We start from the raw sequence: 12536 nt of genomic DNA on the forward strand, positions 1-12536 counted from the left end.
CGACTTAGCTGACAACAATATTTGATTATCTATAATTCTAGTACGGTTTAATTAAGCTCAAATTTACCTTGGCATATAACACAAAACCCAAAAGAAAATATTTGAGCAACTGACTATAATTAGGAAAAGGTCATAATGGATAAATCTAATCTCACAATTTATATTGAAAAACTTAAAAACACTCAGAAATCAGATAACAGATTTCCGTCTTGGCGTAATAACATCAGCCTGTCAGAGTATAATGTTAAACAGTTGTGTACTATGGCCATAATTCTAACTGATTGTCGTAAGAGATTAGGACGGAAAACTAGATATTGTGAATATCCCAAAGGCCTAAGGGATTACCTAGAAACTATTCGAGGAGCGAACCTTAATCAGTTGACAGAGTATCTCATACCACATCAACCGTGGTTTGGATTGCCAGAATTCCACGCTCAGCCAGATTCAGTGCGAGCAGAGCGAGCGATTGAAGAGTTTTGTCGACTGTGCGGAATTACCCGAATGGTCAGAAATATAGAGCGTAATGTTACTCTCGAAGAGGTATATGCACGAGCAAAGTTTGTAGGATCGTGCAGTATCGATGAGCTTCAAAATTCTTGTCCAGATATCCGTTGGTTCATTCAACATAATAAATTAACGATAGCAAAGGCGTTGAACTGGAAAGTACAGCTATACACGAATCAGTATGAACAGGGAACATTCTATCGTTCTCGTGTTGAAGCTGCAGTTCTACCGCTGATTAGGCATTATCTAAACACCGCTGGATACGAGGTAGAGCTAGAAGTGCCCTATCAGGAATGCATTGAACGAGTGTCATGTCCTGACAAAGCAGATCCTTCTACGGTGCGAAGCGATGCCTATATACATCACGCGCCTATACCGACAATTATTGAACTCTATATGTCGGAAGACGGTGGGGCTCCTGTAACAGATCGCTATATCGAGCAAAAGCGTAGGAAAGTGGTTTATTTAGAAACACAATGTGAAAAGTTGGGGCTTAAACTAGGCGGAGATATTCAATTATTGGGGTTTAATACTGAGCGTCGACAACGTACTGAATTTGCGCTCTTATATAAAGAAATTGAAAATGAGTTAAGTATACATTTCCCAGGCACAAGTGCGCTGGGCCATCAACAAGTGGTGAATTGGTCAAAAGCGGTTCAGCTTTTCTATATCTCAGATGAAGAGAAACAGTTGGCAGAAACCGAGCAGGTGCTTTTCACGGATTACGATTATCCAATGTCATTTTGGAGTGAGCTCAATAAACTGATTTGTCAAAATATAGCGATGTCCGACGTCCGCTGGAAGGCTATCCGTTGCCTTGATAAACATGGTTTGCTGAAACAAGTCTCTCGCAAGAGTGAATACAGTTGGTATGACACCTCACATCGGAGGGGTAAAATTGATTCCCATGACGGTAATTATGGTGGCTTCTGGGCGCGCTCACTGAAAGCGTTGCACGAACAAAGAGTGCAAACTACAGCCAGACCTAAAGGCGTTAGGCGTTATGGTGTTGTTAATTTTACTTTAACGCCTGAAACAGCGGTCTGCATAGATCAAAATGGAAAACGTAACTATGTAGCTGCAGGGAGCAGTGTGTATCTATCAGAGCGAATTGCAGAAGCCCTTCGGAAAATCCATCAGGAACACGGCGTCATTTGTGTCAGTGATCGCAGTATGTATAACGTCGACTATGTTGGAATAAATGATCGCGGTGAGTATATTGTTAACAGTCACTCACTTAATGTAGATAAACTGGCCGAGCTAATTTCCATTTATGCATTGAACACCTACGGCTTTGATCCCGTACCCGGAAAAAAGCTGCGTTCAGGTTCTAAAACAGCACATATTGCGGGCTTTCGGTTTAGTGAATTTGAGGGAGATATTTCAAATGAAAAAGAGATCTTGCAGGAGATTACTGCTACAGCGAGGAAAGATGGCGGTCTGAAAATCTCAGATGAATTAAAGCGTTTGGCTGTGCTTAATACGATTGATCTGCGTAAACAAACGAAAACTGCGGCTTCCAAGCACTGGGTTGTAGATAGCGAGGAAAATATCAGGCGTGTTGCCCATGTCTATGCAAGCATGATGGAGAATCTGAACGCCCCTGCGACAGAAATTGAAAGTACGGGATTCAACACTGACTGTAGTGGTACGCTGAATTTGGTCACTTAGTTAGAGGTGATATCATCTCCAACTAAGTTAACAGGTGACACGATGACAAAACCCACAAGGCGACAATTTGGCGCGAGTTCAAATTAGAAGCTGTTCGACTAATCCTAGATCAGAACTATTCAGTGACAGAGGCAGCTCAGGCCATGAATGTTGGGAAATCCACGATGGATAAGTGGGTTCCCTAACTAAAAGAGTAAAGCGATAAATGGCCTATTTTTTGCGGGTCGTAGAAGTATTGATAGACGTCAGACATGACTAAGTTTGGTTTTCAAGAGCCGACAAGCTCTTGATTATGACATTAAACCGTATAGCTTTAGGCTATCTTGAAGCATGTTGATAACCTTATTTCTAAGAGTAATCGGTGAAATTACTTCAACGATATTGGCATTCTTCATAAGCCACCATTCGAAGGTGTGGCTGTCTCGAACATCAGCCTCGATTGTCGTGTAATTACCGTCGTTAGAAATTATCTTTTGCTCTTTAGAAAGTAAGGTTTCTTCAATAAGGTGCAGCCCACTGTAGTTTTCAATTTTGAGCAAGACTTTTTGCATATCACCACCAGAAAAGTGGCGCGCGTTCTGTTGCACATACTCTCTAATATCAAACTTCTCTAATGTTTTTGTACTACTGAAGCCAAGCTTTAAGCTGTGAATTCGATGCAGTGCGTAGGTACGAAAATCACTATGTGATCCTGGAATAAGTGCAACAAGATAGAAACTGTTACCGTAAAGGAATAATCCTAAAGGCGTCGCTGTGTACTCTTTAGGTTCCGTTAAACCACGCTTTTGGTAGGTGAACATGATGTCTTTTTTATTAAGCAGAGCTTGTTCTATTTGCTTAAAAAAATCGTTACCAACAGTTGGTGCAACCAAGGGGAACTCACTCTGGAAATAACAGAACCTCTCGTTCCAAAGAATGGTCTGTTTAGTGTTTTCTCGCTTGAGCGCCGAGAAAATAGCTTCTATATCGGAACGCAGAGTAGGTGGAAGCATCGACTTAATTTCTTTTTCGATGATCTGTAATGATACGACTGAAGACATACCATCAGGCTTCACTGGGTGGCGATACCCTTGGGATATCTGATACCGATAGGGGCGACTTTCATCATTTAGTTCAATGCTAACGTTATCTAAGAGTACTTTATTAATGCAACGCTGCACGGTGCGAAGTTGGCTTTTCTCATCGGTATCAGCAGACAGTAGCTCAGAGGATAGGAGTAAGTCACGTATATCTATGGTTGAAATAGAATCAGGATGACAAGGTATCGACTCTAGTACTTTTTGATATATCTGTATTTGTTTACTCATATTTCCCTTTGTGATGGTTAATAAATCGTTTTGGCGACAAAAAATGTCGCCTGATTCATTATAATAGCATTCACAGGCAAATAATAGGAACGGCAATATGCCCCTGTAACTTTGACTGCAACAAACAAGATAATGTTGATGCTAGTTCACTGCTGAATAATGCTGTCTGTAGTGCTTAATATGCACTGGTCAGTGTTGGGATAATAGCAGCACTACTTCTGGTCACTGACTACCCTAGATGATGAGAATAACTATAGATGTCTGATAACAAGAAGGGCTTAACAGCGGTTCGCCTGCAGAACAAAATCGCAAACCTACGCAAAACGTCGAAAGAGGCCGCTTTAGAACAAGGTATCCTGCAACCTTCTGTTGATGGTCAGATCGCTTTGGACTTGATGCCTTCGGAGCCTGTGATAACTGCTGATTACATTAAGGCTAAGGACCCCGGACGCTTAAAAAAGGAAATCGACGACTGTCGTACAATCACATCTAAACTATTTTATCGAGAGAATAAGCCGAAACCATCGCTCACTTCATGTAGCGATGGTACTGGTACCGGTAAGAGTTACGGTCAGTTGAAGGCTTACATTGAAGAGACAACGATTGATGGTAACGCTCAAGGGCATCGGTGCCTATTCTTTATCACACCTCTGAAAAACCAGATCGATTTCGATGATAAGTTGATGAAGACGGCTCAGGATAAGGGAATCTATTTTGTCCCTTTTTTGTCACGTTCAGATCTTTATACCATGGATTTCAAGAACTGGCTTCCAGATCTGAACGGTATAGTCGAGACGAATAAAGAGCGATACGACAGATGGTTCAAGATCGGGTATTCGCTACCTTCTCAGTATGACGACGTTAAAAATAGTCTTCGTACGCTGAGTGATGCAATACGCTCCTTAGTTGCAGCTGAGCGCAAACTGAAAGATCCCTCACTAACTGATGGAGAACGCTCCGCAACCGATAAGGCTCTAATGTACGAAAGAGGCACGGTAGTTAGTATATTGGGTCAATTGAGCGTTATCTGCGCTGATGTAGCCCCAAAATCCCTGAGTGGTCTGCTTGGCTGCGACTCAAAACGTGAGCGTCTTTTAGCAGAGATTATCTTGCACACAACTCCCCTAGAGATGGCTAAAGTGCGGCCATGTGTATTGGTAGCTACCACCCGAAAATTTGATTTTAAGACCAGTATTCTGAGCTGTCGTGAAGATGGTTATCATTACCGTAAGAGTATGCCGTTTACTCGCTTGCTAGGCGGCAAGAAGATGGTCAACATTACCGAGTTCGGTGCATATGTTTCAAAGCCGCATGAGAAGCAGATGGAGTATCTGACAGAATCATACTTGGCATCGGATGAAAAAAATATTTTCCGTAAGCGCAAGATCAGTTTCGACTTGGTAGTTGACGAGGAGCACGAATCATACGGTATTCTGATGAACTCGTGCACGACTAACCTTCTGGACAACAAGGCGACCCAGATGCCAGATGTGCTCGCGGGCGTTCATCGTATCCTGCGACAGGTTGAAGGATACGAAGCCGATCCGACAGTGCCCGTGGCCTGCTTTGAAGAGAAGAAAGCGTTCGTTGATTTGATTAAGGCGGCTATCAAGGCTCATTGTGATCTATCGCCGAAGCAAGATCTGCGCTCTCTAACAGGGCTTTTTTCGAACAAAGTCGATCACTTTCTAATCCGCTCAACTAATGTAGAGCAAATCGTCAGCTTGACGAAGAATGTTTTTAGCTTCCGCCCAAAACGATTCTTCAACGAGAACGGGCTGCGGAACATTCGTGTCCGTCCCATGTATTTCGATAGCACCTATGAGATCTACTTCACTGAAGATAAAGCGGATCCTAGTGCGTCACTATATGATATCTATCAGGTGTTACTGGCTTCTTTGTATGGTGCGGCTTCTGTCAAAAAGAACTCGAAAATGTTAAAGCAGTTGAGAGAGCCGAGCGCACATAATGAAACCTTAGCGCGTTTCATCAAAAAGGCGCTTGATGTGAGAGGTGAGATCACACAAATGTTTGACAAAACCACGGATAGTGATCTCGAAATTACTTCGTTTTTTGCTTTCTTCTTACCAAAGGCCGTTTTCAGTATTGAAAAGTGCAATGATCTTGAATTCTTCGAGAAAGGCGATGGCACCGAAGATGTTACATATGTTGACTTCAAGCTAGATATAATCACTGAGCTACCAGAAGCTGGCTTGACCCAATTCCTGTACAACACAAACAATACCGTCCTGATGCTTAGTGCTACGAGTGGAATCAATGGCGTTTGTAACGGCCAGTATGACCGAAACTTTCTTAACACCTATAGCGTATCAGGTCTGGAAAAGCCTGATTTGGGTTACACATTGATTACTCGTAAGCCTGATGATATTCAACCACTAGCTGAGCTGCGTGATACTCGCAATATCTTGCGTAAAGTTGAATTCAAAGAGATCCCCGAAGAAGCAAGTGCCTTGACACCAGCGGAGCATAGTGAAGAGTTCAAGTTAGTCTATCGCGCTTGGTATGAACGCTTGAGTAAGAAGTGGGTGGTTAAACCTGATAGCACTTATGAGATCAAATCTGCCAATCGCGGCACATACAAAGAGCGTGAGTTTGGACGAATTCTTAGCGCGTTGCTCATGGCGGCATACGATAAACGTAACACCCTAATCCTTTCTTTGAGTGGTGATTTCTTTAAGGAAGTCCGTGCTTATTTAAAATCACAGGATACTTACCCTGACGGGTTAAAGATTATCAGGCCAGAGGGCGTGAAGCAGCCAAGTATTCTGGAGTTTAAACCGTTCAAAAATGGTATTACGTTGCGCGTGATCATGTTTGATTCGGCATTGGGACAGGCTACTGATATTCGTAATCAAATGTACTTGGGTGACGAGAACACGAAAATCGCTTTCGTGTCACATTACCGTGCTGCTGGTACTGGCTTGAACTACTTCGTGAACCATCGTGGTGAGATTCAAGAAGATTTTGAGCGACTTGTCTTAGTCAACTCACCTTACTGGTCACAGGTGCATGTAAAAGGTGGGTGGAATTCTCTGGAGAACTACGTGACTTTGTTGAAACACTTTGCCGCCTCGAATGGGACGAAACGCTTGAGTGATTTCAGTACAAGTTTGGTTACGGGGGAGAATTACAAGATCTTGAATGACGAGCACTGTATGGAACTTTTGAAAGTGATAATGCAGGCCATTGGCCGTGTCGAGCGACGAGATACCAAGATCACCACAGAAATATTCATGCCTGAGGACGTACTCCGTAACGCGGTGATGCAGTTCCAACGATTGGGGCGTGATCCCCGAAACGAGATGTTTCGTGAGAGTATGTCGCTACTCAACTATAAGTGGATGAAATATTGCGAAGCCACTGCTGCTGCTGCGTCGTTTTCTGACGATAAAGAACGGCAACAACTGGAGAAGAAAACTAAGAGACAAGCTCGACAGTTGGACTCTTTCTTCAATAAAACGGTTCCTCAGCTCCTGGAGCAGGCTCGTCAGGGCGATAACTTGTCAGTCAGGTTCAACGAGGCACTGCGGCATATAGACTGCGTGGTAGATCCAGTGCGATATATTGACCGCCTGAAAAATACTGATGTGGTAAAGAACGACCTATACCTTGCTAAGGTGTTGGACGTATTTTTCATCGATCTTGGCGAAGGCAATGAACACGTTAAACTTTGTCGTAATGAGTCAGAACCTAAGATTCTGACTGACATGCAGCATGGTGACTATGAGTACGACCCTGTATTGCAATTGCTTGGGTTTACACGTACCCCTGGCGATAGTCTGGATGGGCTAGCGGCGTCTGTGCTTAAAGCAGGCCAAGCGCTTGAGAAGGGGGCTTTTAACGGAATGATTCCACATCCTTCAGTCTTGCCACTTCTAAAGGGTAACGTGGGCGAGTATTTAGTTCTAACCCTGTTGGAAGAGCTTGGGATAACACCGCTCGCAATAGATGAGGTCATTGAGCAGATCGGTAAACGTGCCTATGAATTATTTGATATGTATGTCGTGGTAGATAGTGTTCTGATCTGTATTGATGCCAAGAACTGGACTACAGCGACAGATAAAGAAGATATGTCGATGACTACCCATAAAAAAGCTGTGGACAAGTTAGGGACTGTTAAAGGCTACGTGGGTGAGCGTTTTGATGCCATTAAGGGGGTGTATGTGAACACCCGAAAAGAGCAGAATGATGCTAACTATATTTTCGCCGAAGTGTCTCCGGGTGAGGAACTGTTCTACCTGAACATGTTCAAGGACGTGATCGGGTATGGGCCAGCGAAGCGGTACCGTAAAAAGCTTGATGGAACGAAGATCCCTGAAGAGATCGGACGCTTGGCAGACACAGTCTGCATAAACGAGAAGTTGACTGAATTACTGAGCCGCGAGGAGAATTAAGATGGGACTTTTTAAAGGGCTGTTGCAGTGTGAAGGCGCCCCGGTGGCAAAGACCCAGATCATCGATGTACAGGGAGCTCTGAAAGAGAATGTATGTCGTTTACTTTGTCATGACGATCATAGTATGTCGGTGGTGTACGGGTTCCGTGACGGAAAGAAAAAACGGCTTGATGGGGGTAAGAAGGAATCGGCTGAAGCATATGCTAAGCGTATGCATTGTGAAATTAAAGAAATCATCCGTAACAAACTCGGCTTAAACAAGCGTGATAGCGTGACCTATGAGACGGCACGTGTCTATACGGAAGGCAGCGCAGGTGAGCGTTGGTTTTTTTTCTACTTGGCAGAAGCCGTTGTTGATACCACTGCACTTGTTCAAAGTTTAGAGCGCGACGGCTTGTTGGTTCAGCGTGTGTTCGAGTCTATCATGTCGCTGCACCTTAAACGTTTCTTCGTGGCAGATGCTGAAACTTCGTATCCAATAAAGCCAGTTTGCTTCAACTCGGAATTATTCGTCAATGCTAATAAGGCAGAGGGCGGGAAGAAAGAAGGGTATTATATCAATGCGCTTCGACCAGAACTTTACTGTGGGCCGAAGCAGGACCTCTGCTTGACTATTAAACGCATAACCTTTAAGGCTGAGCAGACAGACGGCTTTTTTGCGCAGACGGAAGATACCACGCTGTATTTCCAGAGTTACACAGAAGGGGAAAAGGCTTACAAAGTTCTAAAGCGTGTTGATGCGCGCAAGCGTCAAATTCCTTACATGTCATTCGGCAGCGAATATAAATTCTGCGTGAACTATACCGAGCACTTAATGATGGAAGTACTGAGGGCTGTTCTGGATGCTTATGCTGTGCCATACACCCAACGGTATTTCCAAGCTAACTACGTGTCAGACAAATTCCTAGAAGTGACGCGAGAACGAGAGCTGCCACTGGTTATTATTGATGACCTAGGGGATAGAGAAAGCGATGAGCAAGGTGGTCGGGCTGAGACTATCTGTCAGCTACAGAAGACATTAAACCCTGCAGTAATTATGAAATCTAGCGAGTTGTCAACGTACGACAAGCTGCACCCAGACCATGCTTATCTGGTCTTGAACCGCTCTACGAGTGATGGCTCAAGCATTCGAAATTATAGTGAAGAGCAACGTCATGCTCTCAAAGTCGAAGAAGCATATGCTAATGCTGATCGGACAGGAGATAAGCCAAAGCTACCGAAGAAAAAAGTTTATCGGACATTCTGGCAAGCACTCGAAGATCATAAAAAGAAGCCTGATGATAGCTTCGATTACTACACGAGTTTGAAGCTGACTGCGTTTAATCAAGGTAATATGCTGGTATTGCAGGGTATGAACTTTGATCTGCTAGTCAAAGACAGATCACAAGGAAAGAAAAACAAAGATACCGGGGAAGTAATTAACAAGGTGATCCCTGCTGTGGATGTTTCAAAATTGGCCAAAGTTGAGACGGAACTGTGGCTGAAGGAGCGCGTCCGTATCCATAAGAACTTGCTGGACATCGACCTGCCAGACGGTGATTTTCTTCTTTACAAGATCCGCAAGACTAAGGGTAATGGATTCATGGCTTTCGTCGTGTCTGTCAAAATCCAAGACAGCACACTGAGTATTGGAAATGTGGAACGGTACATTGATGAAGATAAGCTCCGCACCATGCACGAGTGTCTTGACGAAGATGTGATCCCTACATTATACGATGGAGGGTTCTACCTGTTCGACGTTGAGAATGAGATGGTGCTGAGTGACTACCACACCACACGTGTTCCACGGATCATAGGTAATAGTGATGTGGACAGCATTGCTGTTGGACTGGCTAATGAGAGGGGGCCTGGGCGCGCTGTTGCTGATACGGTGCTGCCATACTATGTGGCCGGTGTTGCACGGAGACAGTACCACCATATCCATATGCACCACGACGGTAATAATCTGGTGTACTTCGTGTCCCCAGTGAATAAACCTAATGCGAAGCTGCCGAAACAAAGTCTGACGTATAAAATCCGTGTCACGGATATCAATGGGCAGATTCTTGATCCGTTTGAGATGCCTATAACAGCTGTTTTCTTGCAGTCGTTCACTCGTGATGTACACAAAGTGCGAGAGGTCTCGAAATCCTCAATCTTGGAGAAAATTGTTGATATTTATCTTTCGAACTGATTTGCCATCACATTTGAATGGCAAACTCAGACTGCTAGGTATTCCATGTATGATATATGGAGCGCAATCAGAGTTGTATTTACTTGCTTTGGAACCAACCTCGGAAGCAGTCGTAGATTCAAATAGCTACTGTTTTCGCCCTAATCGCATATATTTCGATACTTTAGAGAAACTCTGAATTGTCTAGATTGTGATGTGGGCTAACTGCTAGAAGTTAGCGAGGAAGTAAGTGTTAAAGGTCAGTACTTCTAATATTGAGCTGAGGATTTATCAATAAGTTGGCCATATAAGGTCAATTTGTGTCGAAGTTAACTCGGTATCAATATAATAAAACTATGATTTAGACTGCGTGATATAGCACAAATGACAAAAACGCATGTTATGCGTTTATTTTCATGAGTTAGAATTTGAAAACTAAAGGAGTTGGAGCGTGCAGCGGGAATCGAACCCGCATCATCAGCTTGGAAGGCTGAGGTAATAGCCATTATACGATGCACGCACACTGTCTTATGAGTAAGACTGAGGCATCAAGAAGACTGGAGCGTACAGCGGGAATCGAACCCGCATCATCAGCTTGGAAGGCTGAGGTAATAGCCATTATACGATGTACGCACATCGTCTTAACGAGAGTGATAATGCCACATCTAACTGAAAACGAAACCTTTTTCTTTCATTTTTATTCTAAGTGCTCGCATAACCACCACACCGCTAGTTTTTCAATCATGTTCGGCGTTTTCAGAGTGAATAAAATGTGACTAAACTCTCGCTAAACGGAGGGCGAGAAACAATGGAAAATCCCCCGCTATTTCTGTGACAAATTCGGTTTGATTTATAAACCAGCTTGTTGGTGTTAGCTTGTCACAAAATCCATACAAATTAAGGAATTTTGAGTGTTAACATAAACTGATTTTTAATCGTGTTTTGGCGTCCGTTAATAACAATCAGAATGCATAAATTTAACTTATCAGCCAGTCAAAACATTCAGTAAACTAATCCCAAATGAGTAGAGTTATAGGCACTTATAAGCCTTTGCAGAAAAAAGTAACGAGTTCAGTTGATAATTCACGCAAAAGTCTCGTCATTCCGTCTATCGTTTGGTACATTTGCCGCACATTTTGTCTCCCCTAAAATACCCATGCCCTCTCAGTTCCGAATTAACAAAATTGTTGAAATTGGTGACACTCTTCACCGCAGTGGTTGTGCTCCTTACAAGCTAGAGAAATACACCCAATTCTATGCAAAAAAGCATGGTGTGGATGTGATGATCCAAGCAACGCCAACCGCGATCAATTATCAGTTTCCAGACGATAACAACGCTGTGATTCTTAAGCGTCTAAAGCCTGCGTCAATTAACCTGAGTTTGTTGGCCAATACGATCATTCGTATTAACCAGCCAAGCAGTGAGCCTGTACCAGAACCTGTCGGTTACTCAAAATTTGTGACTGCACTTGCCAATATGGGTATTCCGCCTGCTTATTTGATGCTGGTGGGCAGTACGTTGGAAGCGGTGGGCTTTTCTGCGTTATTGGGTTTGATGGTGTGGGTATGTCAGCAAGTTCTTCATTCACGTCGTGCTATCGCGGTTGAATTCATCTCGGCATTGTTAACGGGTATTTTTGTGGCGTTTTTGGCGAGCACAGGGTTGCCGATTCCGGTGTGGGCGTTGTGTATCGCCTCGATTGTCTTGTTTGTCCCTGGGTTATCCATAGCTAACGCATTAGAATGTTTGGCGTTTAATGACTTGGTTTCTGGTACCAGCTTGCTAGGGCAGAGCGCCTTAACCCTGATTAAGCTGTTTGTCGGGATTATCATGGGGCTCAACATCGGTGAAGCGATATGGGGACAAGCGGTCTCCATCGACTATACCAACGCGGTACCGATGTGGATGCACATATCTGGCTTGGTGCTGATCTCTGTGTCTATCGGTGTGATGTTCAATGCTCGCCCTAAAGACATCTTACTTGGTTTGCCAGTTGCCGTTCTCGGTATGTGGGGCCCATTCTATCTAGGTTTTGATAGTGGTTGGGTTGTCGGCACTTGGGTGACGACGGTTCTTATTACTTTGTACGGAACTTGGATTGCCAAGAAGATGGAGCTCACGGGTTCTATTTATATCGTGCAAGGGATCATCATCTTGGTTCCGGGTAGCCGAGTATTAGTGAGTGCCAGCCAGTCGGTGTTTGAACAATCGATTTTGCCTATCCCGAGTATTGGTTTATCGGCGTTATTCATGTTCTCGGCAATCGTGGCAGGGCAAATTACCGCTTACTCGATTTACTCACCAAAAGTCGAACGTTAAGCCGTTCCGCTTTTCAAACCTTTAAACAAACACAGCTTAGCGGCTGTGTTTGTTCGTTTTAGGTGCTGCTCTTTTTTGAAGACAATTAGCTCTCCGTAAAACTTGTTAGATTTATGCTCGCTAAGCCTGACAAGAGCCATTAAAATGGAACAAATTCTATTTAAATT

Annotated in this window: 5 protein-coding genes, 2 tRNA genes and 2 pseudogenes; 6 read left to right on the plus strand and 3 right to left on the minus strand. The window is 43.7% G+C overall.

The genetic code is table 11. The features are described 5' to 3' along the window. Positions 1-135: 135 nt before the first annotated feature. Both AB4167_RS10565 and AB4167_RS10570 read left to right on the plus strand, forming a co-directional pair. On the plus strand, positions 136-2175 hold the full coding sequence (locus AB4167_RS10565) for a hypothetical protein (protein WP_372136502.1): 2040 nt from the start codon (positions 136-138) through the stop codon (positions 2173-2175). A gap of 42 nt (positions 2176-2217) precedes the next feature. Continuing rightward, positions 2218-2354: pseudogene (locus AB4167_RS10570) on the plus strand (transposase); the annotation flags it as partial. 111 nt (positions 2355-2465) lie between these two features. Here the strand turns inward: AB4167_RS10570 and AB4167_RS10575 are convergent. After that, positions 2466-3482, minus strand: a complete 1017-nt coding sequence (locus AB4167_RS10575) for a helix-turn-helix transcriptional regulator (protein ID WP_372136503.1) — start codon at positions 3480-3482, stop codon at positions 2466-2468. A gap of 257 nt (positions 3483-3739) precedes the next feature. On the opposite strand from AB4167_RS10575, the gene AB4167_RS10580 reads away from it, so the two are divergent. The 3 genes and pseudogenes from AB4167_RS10580 to AB4167_RS10590 all read left to right on the plus strand — a co-directional run. Further along, positions 3740-7897, plus strand: coding sequence for a hypothetical protein (locus AB4167_RS10580; protein ID WP_372136504.1), 4158 nt, complete (start codon positions 3740-3742; stop codon positions 7895-7897). A 1-nt stretch (position 7898) separates the two neighbouring features. Further along, a complete protein-coding gene (locus AB4167_RS10585) occupies positions 7899-10070 on the plus strand; it encodes a hypothetical protein (protein ID WP_102394535.1) in 2172 nt (723 codons plus the stop codon). A gap of 16 nt (positions 10071-10086) precedes the next feature. Next, positions 10087-10242 (plus strand): annotated as a pseudogene (locus AB4167_RS10590) (group II intron reverse transcriptase/maturase); the annotation flags it as partial. Between the two features lie 252 nt (positions 10243-10494). On the opposite strand, the gene AB4167_RS10595 reads toward AB4167_RS10590, so the two are convergent. After that, a tRNA-Gly gene (locus AB4167_RS10595) sits at positions 10495-10569 on the minus strand. A 38-nt stretch (positions 10570-10607) separates the two neighbouring features. Further along, a tRNA-Gly gene (locus AB4167_RS10600) sits at positions 10608-10682 on the minus strand. 523 nt (positions 10683-11205) lie between these two features. On the opposite strand from AB4167_RS10600, the gene AB4167_RS10605 reads away from it, so the two are divergent. Then, positions 11206-12369, plus strand: a complete 1164-nt coding sequence (locus tag AB4167_RS10605; protein WP_004731486.1) for a threonine/serine exporter family protein — start codon at positions 11206-11208, stop codon at positions 12367-12369. Positions 12370-12536: the final 167 nt, after the last annotated feature.

This window comes from Vibrio sp. 10N.286.49.E11 (assembly GCF_041469505.1).
GTDB classification, from domain to species: domain Bacteria; phylum Pseudomonadota; class Gammaproteobacteria; order Enterobacterales; family Vibrionaceae; genus Vibrio; species Vibrio crassostreae_C.

Coding starts and splice junctions, on each gene's coding strand:
- AB4167_RS10605 (WP_004731486.1), top strand. CDS start 11,206: ATGCCCTCTCAGTTCCGAATTAACAAAATTGTTGAAATTGGTGACACT.
- AB4167_RS10580 (WP_372136504.1), top strand. CDS start 3,740: ATGTCTGATAACAAGAAGGGCTTAACAGCGGTTCGCCTGCAGAACAAA.
- AB4167_RS10575 (WP_372136503.1), bottom strand. CDS start 3,482: ATGAGTAAACAAATACAGATATATCAAAAAGTACTAGAGTCGATACCT.
- AB4167_RS10565 (WP_372136502.1), top strand. CDS start 136: ATGGATAAATCTAATCTCACAATTTATATTGAAAAACTTAAAAACACT.
- AB4167_RS10585 (WP_102394535.1), top strand. CDS start 7,899: ATGGGACTTTTTAAAGGGCTGTTGCAGTGTGAAGGCGCCCCGGTGGCA.